Origin of the sequence: Thermoleptolyngbya sp. C42_A2020_037 (assembly GCF_015272455.1) — a bacterium.
GTDB lineage: Bacteria > Cyanobacteriota > Cyanobacteriia > Elainellales > Elainellaceae > Thermoleptolyngbya.
Window position 1 is genome coordinate 133122 of sequence record NZ_JACYLP010000006.1, and the last position, 21532, is coordinate 154653.

General features: G+C 55.4%; 15 protein-coding genes. 7 read left to right on the forward strand and 8 right to left on the reverse strand.

From position 1 onward, the window contains the following. Window positions 1-42: 42 nt before the first annotated feature. Window positions 43-822, reverse strand: a complete 780-nt coding sequence (locus IGS16_RS01850) for an MBL fold metallo-hydrolase (protein WP_297082829.1) — start codon at window positions 820-822, stop codon at window positions 43-45. An 81-nt stretch (window positions 823-903) separates the two neighbouring features. Then, window positions 904-1590, reverse strand: coding sequence for an SAM-dependent methyltransferase (locus tag IGS16_RS01855; RefSeq protein ID WP_297082831.1), 687 nt, complete (start codon window positions 1588-1590; stop codon window positions 904-906). 248 nt (window positions 1591-1838) lie between these two features. Here IGS16_RS01855 and IGS16_RS01860 point away from each other — a divergent pair, with 248 nt between their 5' ends. After that, window positions 1839-4244 (forward strand): hypothetical protein, encoded by a 2406-nt coding sequence (locus tag IGS16_RS01860; RefSeq protein ID WP_297082833.1) that lies wholly within the window; start codon window positions 1839-1841, stop codon window positions 4242-4244. Here the strand turns inward: IGS16_RS01860 and IGS16_RS01865 are convergent. Beyond that, window positions 4241-4474 (reverse strand): hypothetical protein, encoded by a 234-nt coding sequence (locus IGS16_RS01865; RefSeq protein ID WP_068510836.1) that lies wholly within the window; start codon window positions 4472-4474, stop codon window positions 4241-4243. The two genes, IGS16_RS01860 and IGS16_RS01865, sit on opposite strands and share 4 nt — an antisense overlap. 134 nt (window positions 4475-4608) lie before the next feature. Here IGS16_RS01865 and IGS16_RS01870 point away from each other — a divergent pair, with 134 nt between their 5' ends. After that, window positions 4609-5289, forward strand: coding sequence for an AzlC family ABC transporter permease (locus IGS16_RS01870; protein WP_297082835.1), 681 nt, complete (start codon window positions 4609-4611; stop codon window positions 5287-5289). 89 nt (window positions 5290-5378) lie between these two features. Here the strand turns inward: IGS16_RS01870 and IGS16_RS01875 are convergent, their stop codons facing one another. The 3 genes from IGS16_RS01875 to IGS16_RS01885 form a co-directional block, all read right to left on the reverse strand. Then, window positions 5379-6152, reverse strand: coding sequence for a peptidylprolyl isomerase (locus tag IGS16_RS01875; RefSeq protein ID WP_297082837.1), 774 nt, complete (start codon window positions 6150-6152; stop codon window positions 5379-5381). Beyond that, a complete protein-coding gene (locus tag IGS16_RS01880; RefSeq protein WP_297082840.1) occupies window positions 6152-7516 on the reverse strand; it encodes a cytochrome P450 in 1365 nt (454 codons plus the stop codon). The genes IGS16_RS01875 and IGS16_RS01880 overlap by 1 nt, the downstream gene beginning before the upstream one ends. A 101-nt stretch (window positions 7517-7617) precedes the next feature. Next, on the reverse strand, window positions 7618-8700 hold the full coding sequence (locus IGS16_RS01885) for a glycosyl transferase (protein ID WP_297082842.1): 1083 nt from the start codon (window positions 8698-8700) through the stop codon (window positions 7618-7620). A 273-nt stretch (window positions 8701-8973) separates the two neighbouring features. Between IGS16_RS01885 and IGS16_RS01890 the strand changes: the two genes are divergently transcribed. The 3 genes from IGS16_RS01890 (at window position 8974) to IGS16_RS01900 (ending at window position 12879) form a co-directional block, all read left to right on the forward strand. After that, the gene (locus tag IGS16_RS01890; RefSeq protein WP_297082843.1) at window positions 8974-9981 is read left to right on the forward strand and encodes an ATP-binding cassette domain-containing protein; all 1008 of its coding nucleotides are present in this window, start codon (window positions 8974-8976) and stop codon (window positions 9979-9981) included. A 124-nt stretch (window positions 9982-10105) separates the two neighbouring features. After that, window positions 10106-12085 carry a hypothetical protein gene (locus IGS16_RS01895; protein ID WP_297082845.1) on the forward strand — a complete coding sequence of 660 codons (1980 nt, stop codon included), beginning with the start codon at window positions 10106-10108 and terminating at the stop codon, window positions 12083-12085. A gap of 14 nt (window positions 12086-12099) precedes the next feature. Further along, window positions 12100-12879: an ABC-2 family transporter protein gene (locus IGS16_RS01900; RefSeq protein ID WP_297082846.1), complete on the forward strand. Its 780-nt coding sequence runs from the start codon at window positions 12100-12102 to the stop codon at window positions 12877-12879. Window positions 12880-12896: 17 nt separating this feature from the next. Here IGS16_RS01900 and IGS16_RS01905 read toward each other — a convergent pair whose 3' ends face one another. After that, window positions 12897-13157 carry a hypothetical protein gene (locus IGS16_RS01905; RefSeq protein ID WP_297082848.1) on the reverse strand — a complete coding sequence of 87 codons (261 nt, stop codon included), beginning with the start codon at window positions 13155-13157 and terminating at the stop codon, window positions 12897-12899. Between the two features lie 353 nt (window positions 13158-13510). On the opposite strand from IGS16_RS01905, the gene IGS16_RS01910 reads away from it, so the two are divergent. Then, window positions 13511-17287, forward strand: a complete 3777-nt coding sequence (locus IGS16_RS01910) for a hydantoinase B/oxoprolinase family protein (protein ID WP_297082850.1) — start codon at window positions 13511-13513, stop codon at window positions 17285-17287. 85 nt (window positions 17288-17372) lie between these two features. Here the strand turns inward: IGS16_RS01910 and IGS16_RS01915 are convergent, their stop codons facing one another. Next, entirely contained in the window at window positions 17373-18245 is an 873-nt protein-coding gene (locus IGS16_RS01915) for a cyanophycinase (protein WP_297082851.1), read from the reverse strand. A 380-nt stretch (window positions 18246-18625) separates the two neighbouring features. On the opposite strand from IGS16_RS01915, the gene IGS16_RS01920 reads away from it, so the two are divergent. Continuing rightward, window positions 18626-21496, forward strand: coding sequence for a serine/threonine-protein kinase PknK (locus tag IGS16_RS01920; protein WP_297082853.1), 2871 nt, complete (start codon window positions 18626-18628; stop codon window positions 21494-21496). The last annotated feature ends 36 nt before the right edge of the window (window positions 21497-21532 follow it).

Consider the following 21532-nt stretch of genomic DNA (forward strand, 5'->3'; position numbering starts at 1 on the left):
TTTGCCCAGCGATGCATCGGGTTTGCCGGACGCATCGATGGGCTAAGCCCTGCCGTTTTGGACGGTGATGGGTTCGCTAGGACAGCCCGGCCTGCGGCGCGATCGCCGATACTCGTCCACAATTCGCCGATAGTCTGCGTTGCCAAAAATTCGGTAGTGCCCTGGATAGACCGTTTCCACGGGCAGCCGCGCCAGCCGATCGTAGGTGGCCAAGTAGGTAGGGATATGGCTGCAATGCAGCTCGTCCAGCAGTTCCCCGTCGTAGATCACGTCGCCGGAAAAAAGTTCCTGCGTTTTGGGGTCGTAGAGCGCGATGCAGCCTGGAGAGTGGCCCGGCAGATGCAGCACCTCCAACGCGCGATCGCCCAGATCCAGCACATCACCCTCATTCAAAATCTGCGTCGGCTCGCAGGCCCGCAGCCTGTAGGTGGCCACCGTAAAGCCCTCATAGGGCAACTGGTGAAAGTCCTCCTGGCGCACCCAGCCCTGCTGCGGCGTACACAGTGCTTCGTAGTTGTCGCCCATTCGCAGGGCGCTGGCCTCGGCCGCGTGAATGGCGCGATGGTCAAACTCGTGCATTCCCCCGGCATGGTCAAAGTGAATGTGGGAGGCGATCGCCAGCAGCGGCTTGTCTAGCAAATCTGCCAGATAGGTTCGCAGGCTCAGCACACCCAGCCCTGTATCGATCAGCAGATCGCGATCGCGCCCCTTGATCAGCCACAAATTGGCCCGGTTAAACCAGTAGTAATGCGGCTCGGTGATGAGATACAGAGAATCGGTAATGCGTTGGGTAGAGAACCACTGATGGATTGGATCGAGCATTGATCTAAAGGGGATGAAGTAATTAGGATGCTTGTAGTATCTAACACGTCCTCCGTTCATCCCTCAATCACCCGCTGCCGACTAGACCGCCAGCCGCGTCACCCGCAGCATCTCATTGCCGCCTTTTTGCAGTTCATACTGGACGGGAACGATTTCCACGCGATAGCCCAGGTCTGTGAGGAACTCGCAGACAGGTTCGAGGTGGGGCGATCGCTCTCGTTCCAGCGTTAGCAGCGGAAAGATCCGGAGTTCCTGCCCCCGCACCATCAGGGCGGCGATCGAGCGGCAGTGCATCTCCAGGCTGAGATGGTCGGAATAGAGAAACAGCAGGTGAGAGCAGAGCATCAGGTCGTAGGGGCGATCGCTCAGCGGCAGATCGGGCAACTCGCCTACGAGATAGCGTCCTTCGGCCTTGCCCTGGTCATAGTCTGCCAAAAACCGCCGCAGCGCCGTTTCGCGGTTTTGCAGCAGGTGGTCGGGTGACTGGTGATAACCCCACACCCAGGCATTGGGCGTGTCTTTTACCTGGCGAATGATGTCGCTGGCGCAGGCGTAGAACCGCTGCTCGATTTCTGCGCCGCTGAATTGATAAATCGGGTCAATGGAAACCACCCGATATCCCAACTGGTGCATCTCGGCGTTGAAGCTCGCTGGGCCACCCCCTGCATCTAGAATGTTGCGGCACAGGTCGAGGTCGGTCAGGTTAAACATCAGGCGATACTCGGCAAGCGATCGCCCAAAGGGAACGACGTGGCTCAGTTTCACCATGAGTGTCTAGGGGTTAGGGATGGGCAGATCAGATTGGCAGATCAGAAAGACAGAGGCTCTAAGACGAAGGGTTGCTGCCAGTCAGCATAGGAGACGGTCGAACCTGAGTATAAAGATTCAGGGAAGAAGTTTTCAGTATTTCCCAAAAAGCATGGGAATATTGACGCAATGGTGTGGGTGGCTCCGTGAACGACTGGTTCACTGGCTGAAGCGTCTGGTCGGTTGGATGGCTGATTCTGTCTACAGGCATGGCTGTATTATCACGGCGTGAACGGGGACGCATCTTAACCCAAACGGGGTTTGACCGCATCTGGCAGGCTTTGTGCTTTCGGTTTCCGGGCGATCGCCCCACCTACGCGGCAATTGCCCGCTGCACCGAGCCTGGAAACCACAACGGGCATACGGCGGAATACCTCTCGCCAGAAACCATTTCTCGCATTCTGCGGCCCTGGCTCGACCAGCAGCGCGACCAACTGCGCGGGGTCGATGTGCGATCGCTCGAACAGTTATTTCGCGCCTTTGGGCTGACGCTGCAACCCGACGATCACCAATCGGCCCAGGCAGTTGCCGATGAAACTGCAATTGATCCCAACTTTGTTGGTCGGGAAGAGGCGATCGCCGACCTGGACGGACTCCTGAGCCGGGGCTTCAAGATTATTGTGATCCAGGCGCGGGCGGGCATTGGCAAAACGACGCTGGCGCGACACTATCTCCAGCAAAGGTTCGATGCGGTGTTGGAGTTCCCCATCGCCAAAGCCACCAAAGATATTGCGCCGGTCGAGGCGCTGCTGGAGGAAAAGCTGCGGCAATTGGGCGAAGAGCCGGGCCGCGAGTTTTTTGTGTCGCTGGATCGGCTCAAGCGCAAGCTCCAGGGCGATTCGCAAAGCGATCCCTCCAGGAATCGCCTCGGTATTTTGATCGACAACCTGGAACCCGCCCTCGACCCCAACGGTCGCTTTATCGAGCCGCACCGCCGCTACGTCGAGTTGCTAAACGTGCTGGCCGAGCCGTCGGTGCAGTCTACGACGCTGATCACCAGTCGCGAACGCCTGCACGAATATATGGTGTCCGTGCAGCACTACCCGCTGCGGGGGCTGACTCTCCCCGCCTGGGAAAAGGTGTTTCAAAATCGCGGACTGCGCTGCGTCGATACCCCCGCCATGCAAGCGCTGCACCGGGCCCACGGCGGCAACGCCAAAAGCATGGATTTAATCAGCAGCAACATCGCCGAAGATTTTGCAGGAGATGTGGAAGCCTATTGGCGGGTCAACCAGACCAACCTGCTGAGCCATTGCGAGCTAGAAGACCAGGTCAACCAGCAGTTTAATCGACTGCAAGAGCTATCGCCCGATGCCTATAACCTGCTGTGTCGCATGGGCTGCTATCGCTACCAGGACGTGCCGACGGTGCCGATCGAAGGGCTGTTTTGTCTACTGTGGGACGTGCCAGAGAGCCGCCATCGCCGCGTGGTTCGAGCGCTGAAAGACCGCTCGCTGGTGGAGTGTGAACAGGAGCGCTACTGGCTGCATCCGGTGATTCGTGCCCAGGCACTCGATCGGCTGGTTAGCACGCCTGACTATGACACTGCCCACCGCCACGCCGCAGAATTTTGGACTGAGCGGGTGGCCGCCATCACCACGCAAGACGAGGTGCAGACTGCGCTAGAAGCCTACTATCACCATATCGACCGGGGCGACCACGAGGCGGCGGCGGATGTGATTATCCAAAAGCGACCCAACCGCTGGGGCACGAACGAATCGCTGGGGCGATCGCTCTACAAGCGGGGGCTACTGAGTCAGGCGGAGGAGGTGATCCTGGCGGTGGTGGATCGGCTCCCCGATAGCTATCGCCGCGCCAGACTCTACGGCATTTTGGGCGCGGTCTATTACTACTCGTCTGATAATATCCACGAGGCGGTGAGATCCTGCCAAAAAGCGCGGGCGATCGCCCAATCGGTCTTGCAAACGCCCCAGGACGACGATACGGCCTTCAAGCTGCGGCTGGTGGAAATCAACGCCCTGCTGACCATTGGCATCTGCCAGATTGCCCTGGGCGAATACGAAGCGGGCATGGCGGCCCATCGCCAGGTCGAGCAGCTTTGCCAACCGCTGACCGATGCCCGCTACCGCAGGTCGGTCTTGTTTTACATTGCCTATCTCCACCTGCGGCTGGGGAATCGCAAGGCAGCACGGAAAATTGCAGATGACCTCTACGCAGCCATCGAACAACTGGGCGACCACCAACTGCCAAGCTGGGTGACGGAATATCGCCTGTTTTTCTTGGGGCTGACCTACCGGGAACTGGGCGAAATTCAGCGATCGCGCTTGCTCTATCGTCGCGTGCTGGATTTTGGGGAACGCAGCGCCTATGGACAAGCCACTTCCAAAGCGCTCTATGGAGATGCCGCACTCGACACCGAAGAGGGACGCTATGACCAGGCCGTTGCAAAACATCAGGCTTCGATTCAATACCTGCGGGACGTGGGCGCAAAGTATGACCTGGCGGAAGCCTACTACCAGCAAGGGCTGACCTATCGGGCAATGGGCGATATACTCCGCAGCGAAGAAAGCTTCCAGGCGGCGATCGCCCTCTTCCAAAAAACAGACGCGCCCAAGCAGGTCGCCAAAGTGCAGCGGGCGATGGACGGCTCCTAGCGAATCGACTCCACCACCACGGCGATCGCCATCAGGCAAAAGACCAACCCCATCGTCTTAAATAGGGCAGCATCCAAAATGCTCACTAGGAGATGCAGGAGAGGGGCAATTACTAAAACCTTTGACAGCACAATTGCTACCAAAATGCCAAACAGCGTTAGCAGAAAGTATTTCAACACGCGCACCGCAAACCGAAACAGCCAACTGTAGTCAGGATGAGTATTTCTCATAAGTTTCGTTTCGGGGGGTTCGAGAACTGGTTGCTGATGGCCTTAGTCTAGCGATCGCCCCCCGGCAACACCACCGCCGTTGCCGCTGTTAAGCCAAAAGTTAAGCAAATGAAAAACCAACCGGAGAAGGAGACATGCGAGAGTTTTTGCGCGGCGGGACGCGGGCGCTGGGGATTGTAGCCGGATTTTTGCCGACGGCCGTGAGCTTTGGGGCGATCGCCATCCAGACCAAGCTGTCGGCGGAGGCGACCTTGGGCCTGTCGGCGTGGATCTTTGCAGGCGCGTCCCAGTTTGCGGCCGTAGAGGGGCTGCGGCAGGGGTTGACCGCGCTGAGCATTTTGATCACCGTGCTAGTGATGAACCTGCGCCATGTGCCCATGAGTCTGGCGATCGCCCGTCATCGCTATGCCCAGTTCCCCACCTGGCAGCGCTGGCTGCTCTGCCACGGGCTGGTGGATGAAGTGTTTGCCCTGGAAATGTCTGACCCCCAGCGCCCGTTTGCCTACTATTTGGGGATGCACTGCTGCTGCTGGGCAGCGTGGGTGGCGGGCACCTGGCTCGGCTGCGTCGTTGGGCTACAGATTCCCGAACGCTGGCTGACCTTTGCCTTACCTGCGCTGTTTATTTACTTACTCGTCAACGCCATTCGCCAGCTTCGCCATCCCAACCGCTGGATTGTTCTGGCGCTCAGCCTGAGCCTGGCTGTGGGCAGCACCATGCTGGGTTCAACAGGCTTGCTGGTGGCGATTTTGGGCATCGCGGCGATCGCCACACTGGGAATGCCCGAAGAAAGACCGGGCCAGAAGCCGGGATGAAGCGGAAAAACGATCTCGATTTTGGATTGGGGATTTTAGATTGGCGATTTTAGATTGCCTGTCTACCCAAAATCCAAAATCCAAACCCCTCACTCTCCCACCAACACCTCAATGTCCAGCCCATCGAGCTGCCGCATAATCCACTGGTCGAATAGCTCGTTCCGCAGGGTTTCCAGCACTTCAGGATGATCCAGCGTGGCAGGCAGGACGCGATCCAGTCGGAAGACGCACCACAGATTTTCTGGCTCGATAAACAGCGGCGGCAGCACATCACCCGGAGTCGCCGCCTCGACAGCAGCGCGGAGGGCATCGGGCAGGCTGCCCCGGCTGAGTAGCCCTAGCATTCCGTTGAACAGGCGATCGCCCGTTTGGGAATAGTCCTGCGCCAAGGTCTCGAAACTTGCGCCCTCTAGCAACTGTTGATAAAGCTCCTCCGCCAAATCGCGATCGCCCACCGCCAGCCGCGACAGCACGACCTGATCGAGATCTAGCTTGCGCTCGATGAAATATTGCGACAGATGTGGTTCCGTCAGGCGATCGCGCAGTTGGCGAAGCTGGAGTTCCCGCTGGGTTTGGGTTTGCAGGGCTTCTGCATCCAGCCCTTGAGACTCCAGCCAGGTTTGAAACGCGAGGGGATCGGTGAGGTCAGCCTGCTGGCGAAATTGGGCGATCGCCGCCTCCACCTCTGCCCCGGTCGGCTGCCCCCCAGCGCGATCGCCCAATGCCTGATCCAGCACAAACTGCCGCAGGATTTCGCCAATCATTTCGTCCAGCTTGCCCGCCGCCTGCAAATATCGCACCGCCTGGGCAAGAGAAAGCTGCTGCTGGCCATTAATGACAATGAACGGGGGAGAAATAGCCATCAGCCTGCCTTCAGCGCTGTAAATGCCACCCGCAGCCCGCTGCGAGGATGGGGGGTGGGCACAACCACCAAGCTCAAGTCCTGGTCGGGCAGCAGCGTCCACTGCCAGTGCCGCAGCAGATGAGTGGCAAAGATCTTCATTTCTAGCCGAGCAAATTCTTTCCCCAAACACTCGCGGATGCCGCCGCCAAAGGGTACGTATCCGTAGCGCTGCTGATCGGCCGAGCGATCGCCCAGTTGGGCTGCGCTAAATCGCTCTGGATCAAACTGCTCTGGCTGGGGGTAGAGGGATGCATCTTGGTGCGTTGGCCCAATTTGATACAGCACGCTCCAGTTTTTGGGAATGGTGTAGCCGCCATAGGTACAGTCTTGCAGCACCGTGCGAAAGCCGCCACCCACCGGCGGGATGCGCCGCAGCACCTCTCGCAGCACTTGCTCCAGATAGGTCATTTGTTTCAGCAAGTCGAGGCTCAGCGGCGCGGCTGGGTCAAACCCACGCTGCTCCGCCCGCAGCTTCTCTAGCACGTCGGGCGACTGGGCCGTGAGCAGGCAAAAGGAGGCGATCGCCGAGGTCAGGGTTTCATGCCCCGCAAACAGCAGCAGCAAGACTTGATCCTTCAGTTCTTCTAGGCTGAGGCTCTGACCGTCCTCGTCGCGGGCGCGAATCAGCAAATCCAGTGCGTCGCTGGCCTCTGGCCCGTCTGACTCTGGCCCATCTGAGGAATTGAGGGACTGAGAGAGTCTCTGCTGGCGATCGCAGATGATCTGCTCCATTTCTTGCAGGAGCAACCTTCGCGCCCGCTTGGCTTTGCCAAAAGCTGTCCACGGCAAATTCAGCGGAATCGAAAACAACCCCTGACACCAGGTTTCAAAAACGTGACCCAGGCGAGTTTGGGAACCCTTGTCCAGCCCCACCAGCAGCTTGCAGGCAATATCCAGCGTATAGTTTCGCAGTTCGGGATACCAGGTTAGTTCGCCCTGCTGCTGCCACTGCTGGGTGTAGCGCTGGGTGATGGTTTCCATCGTGCGGATATAGCCCGACAGCGCTCGTGGCATAAAGGCCTGGGCTAGCAACTTGCGGCGCGACTGATGTTCGTGCCCGGTTTGCAGGGCCAGCGACAGCTTCCCCAGCAGCGCCTTCGTGCTGGGCGGCCAGTCTACGCTAAAGTAGGTGTTTTCGTTGCTCAGCACAAACTGATTTGCTTCTACACCCCGCATAAAAATCGTTGGCTTGCCCAACAAGCGGGTTTTGAACAGGTTGCCGTACTGTTCATGGCGCTTTTGGGCAAAATTCGGATCGGTGAAGAAGTTGAGCGTTTCGCCGAGAAAAGGCAGTCCAAAGGTGCCAGGGGGCAGGGTACTCATGAGAAATATAGGAAATTGCAGCAGAGCATCAACAACGCGGAGATCGACGGCAACTTGATAATCATCTCCTTTTTCCCCATTATCCAATGGCTGATGCGGGCTTATGCCTTTGCAAAATAGTCTACGACCGCCTGGGCGATCGCCTCATTGCCAGCCTTATCCAGCGGCAGGTCGGTTTCTGGCGGATTCAGCGGCGCTTGCAAAAAGTCCCAATCGCCCTCGACAAATTCAGCCGGGGTAATGATGCGGTGAAAGCAGTGGCGACGAATCCCCGCCAGCAGGCAGGCCGCTTCGGCAAAGTCGTCGCGGGTGAGGCTGACAATCGGCACGTCCAGGCGACAGGCCTCAGAAAAGGTGCCAAAGCCTGGTTTTGAGACAACTCGCCCGCACAGCGGCATAAAGTCCACCGGGCGGAAGGTGGTGCCACCCACCTTCACCAGATTGGGCAGGTCGGGAGCTTGCTTATCGGTGGTGATGAACTGCCAGTCAGGAAAGCGCGTCAGGTTGTGATACGGAATTTCTGCCAGCCCTAGCCCGCCAAAGGTGAGCAGCGCCGTCTTCTCTTTGGGCGCACTCAGGTTGAACTTGCTCCGCAGGTCGTCCGGGCTGTGGCGGGGGCTGCCACCCGTGAGGCCCACGTCTTGCACGACGGGAAACGCGCTCATCGGCTCATGAAACGGCATCCGAAACAGGCGATCGCACTGGGCAAAGCACTCGCCAATCCAGTCGGCAATCTCCACAAACTCGCCGCCCCAGGCGCGATAGATATAGTCCCAGCCAAAGTTGCTGCCCATCCAGCAGGGCACACCAGCGGCACGGGCGATCGGCGCGGCTAGCGGGGGAATATCGCCCAGCACCAGCCCCACGCGATTTTGGCGGATGAAGCTGACCTCGCTGGCAATGATCGAGGAAGCGCGATCGCGGATTTCCTTCAGCTTGGCCAGCGTAGCGGGCAAGTCCATCGTTAGGCTGTCGGGCTGAACCACGCCCACATCAAACGCTCTAGGGCGGTGCAAAAATTCGCCTTCCAGGTAGGAATCCAGCAGCCAGCGCGGAGCCGTCGTCACCATGATAGGTAAAATCTCGGGGCAGCGCCGCTGCATCTCTGCCACCACCGCCGCCGTCCGCGTCACATGCCCAAACCCATGATTCGTAACCGCAACGTACAAAACAGGTCGAGACATGGCAGGAAGTTCCTCAGAAGTTGGGTAACAAGTAACGAAAGATGAACTCGCCTCTACCCTAACCCCGCCTGCGCCACTTTTCCAACCCACTCTGAAAAACCGCAGCCCTGGCGCTTCCCCCAAAAACCGTCCGCCAACCTGCAATCTTGCCCCCAACCCCCGATGCCAGACCGAGCCTGTATTGTAGAGAGAAGCCGCCGACACGCCATCCATTAGTTGCTTTTAGTTGCGTTCACGACTACCCGCCGCTTTGCCCACTCTCCGTCCCACCCCATGTCTATCATCACCGTCGATCGCCTCAGCAAGTTCTACCCCGTCGCGGTCAAAGAGCCAGGGCTAAAAGGCACGCTGACCCACTTCTTTCGGCGCACCTACCGCAATATTCCCGCCGTGCAGGAGGTGTCCTTTGCGATTGAGCCGGGCGAATTTGTTGGGTTCCTCGGCCCCAACGGCGCAGGCAAAACCACCACGCTAAAAATGCTGACCGGGCTGATCCACCCGTCTAGCGGGCGCATTTCGGTGGCGGGGCATGTTCCCTATCGGCGCGAACCAGGCTTTTTGCAAAAAATTACGCTGGTCATGGGGCAAAAGCAGCAGTTGATCTGGGATTTGCCCACGCTGGACTCGCTGCGGATCAACGCTGCGGTTTACGGCATTCCCGATGCCGAGTTTCGCCGCCGCTTGGGGGAACTGAGCGAAATGCTGTCGCTGGATCGCCAGTTGACCCAGCCCGTCCGCAAGCTGTCCCTGGGGGAACGCATGAAGGCGGAACTGCTGGCGGCGCTGATTCACCAGCCCAAGGTGCTATTTCTGGACGAGCCGACGCTGGGGCTGGATGTGAATGCCCAGAGCAGCGTCCGCGACTTCCTGCAGCAATATAACCAGCAGTTTCAAGCCACCGTGCTGCTGACCAGCCACTACATGGCAGACATCACCGCCCTCTGTCGCCGCGTGCTGATGATTCATCAGGGCAAGCTAATCTATGACGGCAGCCTGGACGGACTGCTGGAGCGATTTTCGCCCTGCCGCGAGGTGACGGTGGAACTGGCGAAAGATTCACCACCCCAAGACTTGGAACGCTTCGGACACCTGAAGGCGATCGAGGGCCGGGTGGCCCATTTCATCGTGCCCCAAGAAGCGCTGACTCAGACCCTCTCGCGGCTGCTGGCGGAGCTAGACATTGCCGATCTCACGGTCACTGATCCGCCTGTGGAAGAGGTGATTGGGCGCGTGTTTCAAAGCGGCGGTCTGGACAATACGGGCGACAGCGCATCGGCTTAACGGGACGGCTCCCTTGCCGCTAAAATATCAGGTTGTATGAGATTGGGTTTAGCTTACTTAATTCAGCTTAACTTACTTGAACTTGTTTTTGGGTCTTTTGGGGTCATGATTTGGGAATAAGGGAGTGCAAACGTCTTTGGTAGCAAGTCTGGTCACAAAGTGGATAGCAGTGGGCGATCGCCTCCGACAGACCGCTGCCCAGCGTCCGGTCGCAGCAACCAGTCTGGCAATCTTCTGGGCCTGCGTGTTTGTCTACGCCATGAATGGCCGCGTAGATTTGAACTCCAGCGACAACGTGACCAACACGCTCTTGGGATTCAACTGGCTGCAAAACCACAGCCTAAACTTTGATGCGTTCCGAGACGGCTATCTGTATCGCGGGGGCGGCATCCCGTTCTATTTCATAGAATCGCCCAGCGGTCATTTATCTTCTCGATTTCCCATTGGGCCAGCGCTGGTCACATTTCCCCTCGCGGTTCTCTATTACTTTGCGCTCAAGCTGGCTGCTTTTTTGGACGGAATTACGGGCGGCGTTCTAAACCTTTTTCCCGCCGGATTTCCTGACGTGGCTAGCGAAGACTTTGCAACCTATCGTCAGGGATTTAGCAAGTTTGCTGCGACCATTTCCACTGCCTTGACGGTTGTTTTCTTTTATCTCAGCACCCGCCTCAAATTCAGCCCCAGCGTTGCAGCGGTTACTACCTTCGTGTTTGCCTTTGCCACCGGGAGCTGGCCCATTTGCTCTCAGGATTTGCGCCAGCACACCATTTCCAACTTGCTGCTTTCGGGGATTCTACTGTGTTTGCTCAAAGTGGAGCGTCGTGAGGGGAAAAACCGCAGGCTGCTGCTGTTTTTAGCAGGGATTTTTTGCGGCATTCTCCCCAGCGCTCGAATTACTAGCGCCCTGTTTTCAGCGGTTATTTTTCTGTACGTGGTTCTTGCCTATCGAAAGGAAGCCATCTTCTTTTTGCTGGGATTACCGAGCGTGCTGTTTCACTTGGGCTGGAACCTCTACTATTTCGGCTGGGACAATCTGATTGTCGGTGGATATATTTCACACATCGAGAAGCATCCATCTTCCTATTCTTGGACGTTCGAACAATTTAGAAGGGGGTCTCTAGGACTGCTGCTCAGCCCTAGTAACGGGATTCTGGTCTTCTCGCCCGTGCTGCTGTTTGCAATTCCGGGAGCTTATCGCCTGCTGCGAAGGTGGAAGCGAGAAAACCGTCGGGATGAATGGCTGCTTTTGTGCCTGACGGCTAGCATTTTCCTTCTTTACTTGCAATATAGCTTCTACTTAATTTGGCTGGGTGGAAACGACTCTTTTGGGCCGCGCTTCTTAGCAGACACGTTGCCCATTTCTTGTTTTTTGATCGCTTACTTTTTGGCAGATCTCGCCCCCAAGCTAAAGCGCAACCGGCAGGGCGCACGATTTGTCTTGGCGCTGTTTCTTATCAGCTTAATTCTTTCAACCCTGATTCAAACCATTGGGGCATTCACCCAGACAAACTGGAAAGCCAGCCCGATGCCCGCCACAGAACGCAATGGACGATTGTGGGCGTTGCAAGATAGCAAAATCGAGCGCCACACCAGAAATTTGCTTGCTAAGTTCAACAAACCAATTCGGGATCGAAAAACGTATCTGGCAGGATTTCAAGGCACGGCGGAGAGCCTGCACTGGGTCGAGCTGGATGGAGATGAAGTGCCCGTGGGCGATCGCCCCAGGGTTCGCTCTGGTCAGCGAAGGCTTTTGAAACTTGCCCTCCGCAATACGGGGACCTCGCCCTGGTTTGGCTATCAAACGGGCATCGAGAAAATGGGTGAAGCGAAAATCCGACTGAGATTTTATGATGCAAAAGGCGAAGACAAAACGCCGCGGATTGGCAATCAACTCTTTGTCTCTGGTCGAACGCAGCCCGGTGGGGCAACCCTTGCCATCGGACAGGCTGCATTTCCATCAGAACCAGGGGTCTATCGACTGGAGTGCTGGCTAGTGGCAGACGGCATTTCTGCCTTAAACCCGGAATCTGCCCCGACCTACGTCCAAACCATTACGGTTCTCCCCCGCTCCAGCCCAGCCCAACCAGATGCGCCGAACTCCTAATTCTGTGACCGCCCATGCTCCGCACCGCCCGCACGCTCCTGTCCGTCTACTACGCCTACATGGTGGAATATCGCGCCGAGCTAATCCTGTGGGTGCTGGCAGGTAGTCTGCCGCTGATTCTGATGGGTGTGTGGATGGAGGCAGCCCAGGGCGGGCAGTTTGGGCTGTCGCCTGTAGAGTTTGCGCGATATTTTCTAGCAGTGTTTCTGGTGCGCCAGTTCACCATTGTTTGGGTGGTGTGGGATTTCGAGCGGGACGTGGTGGAGGGAAAGCTGTCGTCGCGGCTGCTGCAACCGCTCGATCCGGGTTGGCACTATTTCGCATCTCATATTGGCGAACGGTTTGCCCGGGTGCCCTTTGCCTTTGTGCTGGTGGGGCTGTTTTTCTGGCTCTATCCCCAAGCATTCTGGCTGCCGAGCCTGGGCGATTTTCTGCTGGGTGTTTTGGCGACGGCACTGGCGTTTGTGCTGCGCTACGTGATGCAGTATACGGTGTCCATGCTGGCGTTTTGGATCGAGAAAGCCAGCGCGATTGAGCAGATCTGGTTTCTAATTTATCTTTTCTTTTCGGGTGTGGTTGCGCCCCTAGAGGTATTTCCCCCGCTGGCCCGGCAGATTGTCGAGTGGACACCGCTACCTTACTTGGTCTACTTTCCTGCCAGTATTTTTGTTAATTTGCCAGGAAATCGACTGCATGGATTTTTAATTACCCTGGCGTGGATTGCGCTGTTTTTTTGGCTCAACCGCTGGCTGTGGCGGCGGGGACTGCGGCATTATTCTGGGATGGGCGCTTAGGCAGAGATTCGCAGGCTTTACCTCCGCAAAACCGAAGTAATGATGACTGTAAGCGTCGCGCTGGCAATCAGCGTGAAGGCAAGCTGAACGACCCACTGCGTTGCTTGGCGATAGTCTGCGAAGCGCTCATCAAATTTTTTCAGATCGCCTGAAAATGTTTCAACGTCATTGGAAAGGGTACCAACGTCGCTAGAAAGGGTACCAACGTCACTGGAAAGCCGATCCAGCTTGTTAGACAAGTCTCTAAGGGTGGGTTCGCTGTCGGAGGCAGAGGTCATAAAACGATTGATTTGAAAAAGCGGCTATCTCAGAATTCCCAGACAGACGGAGACCTAACTGAAATTTATCAGTATTGATAGTCTACTAAAGGAATCTGCCAATGACTACTGGAGGGCAATAGCGTCATGCGTTCGTGGCGAAACAGTCAAGAAGCTGAAAACCCTTGCTGTGAGAAGATTTCACACCAAAGCCTTAGCTCGTAGAGCCACGATCTTCATAACTGGCAGCGATCCAGGTGAGACGATGTTAAGAGCAGCTTGCAAATGTTCATTCATCTTGGCTTCACTGTGCCAAGTAAGATGCGGTTGGCTTGGCACGGTGAGTTTGAATCGATTACCAGAAGGAGCGCGACATGACGACACAAGGCTGGCAATTTTGGATTGATCGGGGCGGCACGTTTACCGACATTGTGGCGCGGCGGCCCGACGGGCTACTTATCGTGCATAAGCTGCTGTCAGAGAATCCAGAGCGCTACGCCGATGCGCCGATTCAGGGAATTCGTGATTTGCTGGGATTGTCGCCGGATGCGCCGATTCCTGCTGAGCAGATTGCGACGGTGAAAATGGGCACGACGGTGGCGACAAATGCGCTGCTAGAGCGGCAGGGCGATCGCACGCTCCTGCTCATCACCAAAGGCTTTCGGGATGCCCTGCGAATTGGCTACCAAAACCGTCCTAATATCTTTGCACGACAAATTATCTTACCTGAGATGCTCTACGAGCGCGTCATCGAGGTAGACGAACGCCTCAGTGCTCAAGGCGAGGTGCTCATTTCGTTTCGTCCGCTAGAAACCGGGCTGGTGGAAGAGCTGCAAGATGCCTACGCAGCGGGCATTCGCAGTTGCGCGATTGTGTTCTTGCACGGCTATCGCTATCCTGACCAAGAGCGGCAGGCGGCAGAACTGGCGCAGCAAATCGGCTTTACCCAGGTGTCGGTTTCTCACCAAGTCAGTCCGCTGATGAAGTTGGTGAGTCGGGGCGATACCACGGTGGTAGATGCTTATCTGTCGCCAATCCTGCGTCGCTATGTGGATCGAGTGGCCGCCGAGTTGGGCGTTACGGCAGGTTCCGGCGATTCCCCCCAGCCGAAGCTGTTTTTTATGCAGTCCAACGGCGGCTTGACCGACGCAGCGCTGTTTCAGGGAAAAGACAGTATCTTATCTGGCCCGGCAGGCGGCATTGTGGGTGCAGTCAAAACCAGCCAGCAAGCGGGTTTTAGCAAGATCATAGGCTTTGACATGGGAGGCACCTCTACGGACGTGTCGCACTTTAGCGGCGAGTATGAGCGCACCTTTGAAACCGAGGTGGCGGGCGTGCGGCTGCGGGCCCCGATGATGGCAATTCACACCGTAGCTGCGGGCGGCGGCTCGATCTGCCAGTTTGACGGGGCGCGATATCGCGTGGGGCCGGCTTCCGCGGGCGCACATCCGGGGCCTGCCTGCTACCGCAAGGGCGGCCCGCTGACGGTGACCGATTGCAATGTGATGTTGGGTAAGATTCAGCCGCAGTTTTTTCCAGCGGTCTTTGGTCCGGAGGGAAATCTGCCGCTAGATGCCGCAGTAGTGCGGGAGAAATTCACGGCACTGGCGGCGGAGATTGGAACCCATACTGGCGACGCGCGATTGCCCGAACAGGTGGCTGAAGGATTTCTGGCGATCGCCATCGAAAAAATGGCCAGCGCCATCAAAAAAATCTCCATTCAGCGCGGTTACGACATTACCGAATACACCCTCTGCTGCTTTGGCGGTGCGGGTGGGCAACATGCCTGCCGGATTGCCGAATCGCTGGGCATCTCGCAAATTTTTCTGCATCCCTATGCAGGCGTTCTCTCGGCCTACGGCATTGGGCTGGCGGACGTGACGACGATTCGCGAGCAGGGGATAGAAGCCCCGCTCACGGATGCCCAGCGACCAGAGATAGAGCGCGTGTTGCAGGAATTGGCGATCGCCGCCCGCCGAGATCTCCAGCAGCAGGGCATCACTGCCGCATCAGACACCCCCCTGCACACAGACGCGCAGGTGGAGATTCGTCCTAAGGTTCACCTGCGGTACGAAGGAACGGATTCTGCGCTGATTGTAGAATACGCCAGTCTCAACGATATGCGAGATGCATTTTCACGGCTCTATCGACAGCGCTATGGATTCACAATGGAACACAAACCGCTGATCGTTGAGGCTGTTTCCGTGGAAGCAATTCACGCTTCTGAGATTACAAGGGTAGAACCTTCAAAACCAGACGGAGTGAATGACCTCAAGACAGATTTTGCTCAAAACACAACCGCGATCGCCACGGTTTCCATGCACACAGGCGGCATCACCTACGACGCGCCCGTGTATCAGCGGCAAGACCTGCGGGAGGGCGATCGCCTGATGGGCCCGGCCCTGATCATCGAACCCACCAGTACCAATGTCGTTGAGCCTGGATGGATAGCAGAACTCACGTCTGGTGGAATGCTAATTCTCAAGAAATATGACGACAGCAGGACGCAAGAAGAGTCTGGAGTCGATTTCCCTCTCGCAACCCATTCTGCCTCTGGTTCGCCTGATCCAGTGATGCTGGAAATCTTCAATAACCTGTTTATGGCGATCGCCGAAGAGATGGGCATCACACTACAAAACACCAGCTACTCGGTCAACATCAAGGAACGGCTGGATTTTTCCTGCGCCATTTTTGATCAACAGGGCCAGCTCGTTGCCAACGCGCCCCACATCCCGGTTCACCTCGGCTCCATGAGCGAAAACGTCCGCGCCCTCATTGCCGCCAGGGGCAATGCGATTAAACCCGGTGATGTATACGTGTCCAACAATCCCTACAACGGCGGCACGCATTTGCCCGATATTACGGTGATTACGCCTGTGTTTCAGCCGATGAACCCGAATGCAGAAGCCGCTTCTCCGACTCCCCTCTTCTACGTCGCCTCTCGCGGCCACCACGCCGACATCGGCGGCATCACGCCCGGTTCCATGCCGCCCAACAGCACTCACATTGAGCAAGAAGGCGTGCTGCTGGATAACGTCTTACTGGTGGAAAACGGACAATTTCGCGAAGCAGAGATGTCAGAAATCCTAACAACCGGCTCTTATCCAGTCCGAAATCTGGCGCAAAATCTAGCAGATTTGCAGGCACAAGTAGCCGCCAATGAACGCGGCGTGAGGGAACTTCAGCGCATGGTTGCACACTATGGGTTAGATACTGTGCAGGCCTATATGCAGCATGTTCAGGACAATGCGGAAGAATCCGTTCGGCAGGTGATCGTGAACTTGAGTCGGCAGGTTCAGCCGAACGGTGATATGAGGATGTTGAACCGTCAGTTTACATACTCGTTGGATAATGGAGCGCACCTTCAGGTGGCGATCGCCCTGAATCCTCAAGAACGTTCCGCTTGCATCAACTTTACAGGCACATCGCCCCAGCAGGCGAATAATTTCAACGCGCCGCTGGCCATTTGCAAAGCCGTCGTGCTGTACGTATTTCGCACGCTGGTCGATGCTGACATTCCGCTGAATGCAGGTTGCTTGAAACCATTGGAAATTGTCGTGCCGGAAGGCTGTCTACTGAATCCCAAATACCCTGCCGCAGTGGTGGCAGGCAATGTAGAAACGTCGCAGGCGATCGCCAACTGTCTCTACGGTGCGCTGGGGGTCCTTGCTGCCAGTCAGGGCACCATGAACAATCTCACCTTTGGCAACGAAAAGTATCAGTATTACGAAACCATCTGCGGCGGCTCTGGCGCAGGCCCCGACTTCGACGGCACCGATGCCGTGCAGACCCACATGACCAACTCGCGCCTCACTGACCCCGAAGTGCTGGAATGGCGCTTCCCTGTGCTGCTGCGTCGGTTCGAGATTCGCTCCAACAGCGGCGGCGCAGGGCGGCATCGCGGCGGCAACGGCGTAATTCGCGAGATCGAGTTTCGCGAACCCATGACAGCCGCGATTCTCTCCAGTTCTCGCCAGGTCGCGCCCTTCGGGCTGGCAGGCGGCGAACCCGGCGCAACCGGACGCAACTGGGTGGATCGGGAAGACGGCCGCCGCGAAGACTTGACCAGTTGCGCCGAGGTGCAAATGCACCCGGAAGATACGCTGGTAATCGAAACGCCGGGGGGCGGTGGGTTTGGAGTTGCAAAGTAGCCCAATGGGAAAGGTCGCCTGGAGGCAGGCACGGTCGAGTTCGAGGGCCTGAACTGGTGCGTGGCCTAGAGGCGATCGCCCGTCCCTAGCAAATGCAGGAACGAGTATCCAGATTAAACCGATAGCCGTGTGGCAAAATGTGCAGCTTTGCGCCGCAGAGGGCCAGTGGTTCATCCATCAGCAGCTCATCCACGTTGTTGTGCGTTAGCTCCGACACATCGACGATGGTGACCGATCCTTCGCCAATCACCTCGACTTCGTGGGCATTGATCACAATCGCCGTGTTTTCGTCAATGCCAAACCCCAGAATGGCGGGCTGTTGCGCCACAGCCGACAGCAAGCGACCAATCCGGCCGCGCTGGGCAAAGTGCTGGTCGATCACCACGCCCGGAAAGAAGCCCATGCCGCGATCCATCTTGGCAGATTCGGGACGGGGATTGCTCTCGCCCTCTCCTTCGACGATCATCATGTCGGGCATCATCGCCGCTCCAGCACTGGTTCCGGCGATCACCACCCCTTCGGCAAACCGCTGGTGGAGCGCTGCATCTAGCTCGGTGTCTTTCAGACACTCCGTAATGCGGGCCTGATTGCCACCTGTGAAGAAAACGCCCGTGGCCTGCTGAATATCGGCGATCGCCTTGGGATTGCTGGCATCTTCTCGACGACCCGTATCCACAACGCGCACATCCTCCACGCCCAGTCGCTCAAAAATATCCATATACATGGCTCCCACTTCGCCGGGTAGCCCTGTGGCCACGGTCATCACCACCACTCGCGCCTGCAAGCCGCCTGCCTCCCGCACAAACTCGCGCAGAATCTTGCATTCGCCTTCCTTATCTTCTGCTCCGCCAATGATAATGAGTCGCCCATAGGTTTCCGGCAGCGCCACATTCTCCGGATCAGCCACTCGCTCGTCCAAATCAGCCGCAGCAGTTGAGCCTTCTACTTGAGTTTCCATACTTTTTCTTGGGAATTCATATCGAGTAATATCAATCTTTCCTGACATCGGGCGATCGCTGATACCCTCTCCGGGAAGAGATAAGACCATCCGCAACCCTATCTTTGGGCAGGACAATCATGCACAACGTTCTGTCAGTTGGTCGAGCAACGACAATCCAGGACGTAAAGGATAGCGCGATCGCCCCCAACTCTCCTTATCAAAGAGAGAACTGGCTCAAAGTCTCCTTTTCAAGAAGGATTCAGGGAAACCTTGCACACTTTGCTCCAAACAGTCGGAATCTTTAAACATCTGCTAAAAAGAGTTGGTGCAATCCGCCCAGCCTTTGGGAATCCTATTAGAACCCTTTTAGTAGATAAATTTATATCCTAGGCGAAGCGATGACATATCCAGCGGCGAACTCCCGGCAGGCTTTTCCCACACTTGCTGGCTATACGGTTACCGAGCGACTTTACGCAGGGAGTCGGACAGCGGTCTATCGAGCGCTCCAAACCGCAACCCAGAAACCTGTAATCATTAAGGTATTGCGGCGTGAATACCCCAGCTTTGGCGAATTGGTGCAATTTCGCAATCAGTATGCCATCACCAAAAATCTGCCCATTCCGGGAATTATCCGCCCGCTGAGTCTAGAACCACTAGGTAACAGCTATGCCCTGGTGCTAGAAGATTGGGGGGGCATCGCGTTAAACAAGTACCTGCAACAGCATTTCCTCAGCTTGGACGAGGTTCTGACCATCACTCTACAACTGTGCGATATCTTGCACGATTTGGCTCAGCATCGGGTCATCCACAAAGACATTAAACCGGCCAATATTCTGATTCAGCCAGAATCGAAACAGGTCAAACTGATCGATTTCAGTATTGCGTCTCTGTTGCCCAAGGAAAACCAGGAAGCCCAAAGCGCTAACACACTAGAAGGAACGCTTGCCTACCTGGCTCCAGAACAAACGGGGCGAATGAATCGGGGCATCGACTACCGCACCGATTTTTATGCGCTAGGCGTAACGCTCTATGAATTGCTGAGTGGAACACTCCCGTTCGACGCAGAAGACCCACTGGAGTTGATGCATTGCCATATTGCCAAAATACCCTTGCCCGTCAATCAGGTAAATCCCAATGTTCCAGGGATGGTGGCTGCAATTGTTAGCAAGCTGATGGCAAAAAATGCTGAAGACCGCTACCAAAGCGCGATGGGTCTAAAACATGACTTGGAACAGTGCTTGACCCAGTGGACAACTAGCGGTGAAATCGCTGAATTTGAATTAGGACAACGGGATATGAGCGATCGCTTCCTCATCCCCGAAAAACTCTACGGTCGAGAGCAAGAAGTCCAAACATTATTGCAAGCCTTTGAGCGGGTCGCAAATGGTGGTTCAGAGCTAATGCTCGTGGCGGGCTTTTCCGGCATTGGCAAGACCGCTGTGGTCAATGAAGTCCATAAGCCCATCGTGCGGCAGCGGGGATACTTCATCAAAGGCAAATTTGACCAGTTCAATCGCAATATTCCGCTCTCTGCCTTTGTGCAAGCCCTGAGAAACTTGATGAGGCAATTGCTCTCCGAATCAGACGAACAGTTGGCGCAATGGAAGCAGCAGATTCTGATTGCTGTAGGAGAAAATGGTCAGATTCTGATTGAAGTCATTCCAGAACTAGAACAGGTTATTGGCAAGCAACCACCTGTTGCCGAACTTTCTGGCAGTGCTGCACAAAATCGGTTCAATCGGCTGTTTCAAAAATTTATTGAAGTCTTTACAACCGCAGAGCATCCCCTAGTCATCTTTTTGGACGATTTACAGTGGGCAGATGCCACATCTCTGGATTTACTCAAACTATTGATGAATGACGGTGGTCACCTACTGTTAATTGGTGCGTATCGAGACAATGAAGTGTCGCCCGTACATCCCTTCATCATGACAGTGACAGCCTTACAGAAATCTGGCAGTATCGTTAACACTATTCATCTGAAACCGCTAACCCTTGAGGAAACCAATTATCTCGTCTCCGATACACTAAATTGTTCACATGAGCTTGCACAACCTTTAACTGAATTGGTTGACCGAAAGACTCAGGGCAATCCTTTTTTCATGACTCAATTTCTCAAATCACTCCACAAAGATGGATACATTCATTTCAATCATGATCACTACTATTGGGAATGCGATATTGTGCAGGTAAACGCGCAATCGCTCACAGATGATGTAGTAGAGTTTATGACGCTGCAATTGCAAAAACTGCCCAGTGAGGTTCAGCATGTTTTGCAATTAGCAGCTTGTATCGGCAATCAATTTGACTTAAATACATTAGCAATCATCTCAGAGAGATCCGCCGCTGACACAGCAGCAGCTCTATGGAAGGCACTAAAAGAAGGTTTGATTGTACCCACGACCCAGGTTTACAAGTTTTTTCAAGATGAACAGCCTGAAGAAGCCGCAACTGCAAATCCTAGCTACCGGTTTTTGCACGATCGCGTTCAGCAAGCAGCCTATTCGTTGATTGATGAAGCTCAAAGACAGGAAACTCACTACCGTATTGGTCAACTCTTAATTGAAGAACTGCCTCAAGCGGAGCAAGAAGAGCGACTATTCGATATTGTGAACCAGATGAATACTGGTCTTCATTTTCTAGATCAAGATAGCCAATCTCTACAAGAAATCAAGTCCAAACGCATCAAATTGGCAGAGCTTAACTTAGCTGCCGGACGAAAAGCGCGTCTTTCAACTGCCTACGAGGCAGCAATCAACTATTTCAATACTGGCATTTCTCTTCTAGACTGCGATGCGTGGCAGACTGAATATCCACTAATATTCCAGTTATATCGCAATCTTGCAGAAGCACAATTAAGTCAAGGCAATTATCTTGATTTGGAGGCAACTACTGACAAAGCTCTAAAACATATCACTTTAGACAGCGATCGCGCAGAAATTGAGGTTATTCGCATTGTTCAACATACTCTTCAGGGCAAATATCAGGAAGCCATTCAGATTGGGATCAGAGCATTATACAGTCTTGGGATCAAGGTTGATTTCAGTCATCTATCAGAAGCCAATCAGAGAGAGTTTCTTTTGATTGCACAGAAATTAGAGCATCAATCAATCCACAATCTGATTCATTTACCCCTCGCGACTGATTCATTAATTCAAGCGTCCATTAAGGTGCTAATGGCAATCGAGCCAGTTGCCTATATTACAGGGGATATTGAGACTTATAGTTTTGCCTCATTAAGAGCAACTCGCCCAGAAGTGTTGAATTGAGACATAAAACTTTACATTTGACCCTATGAAGCTCCT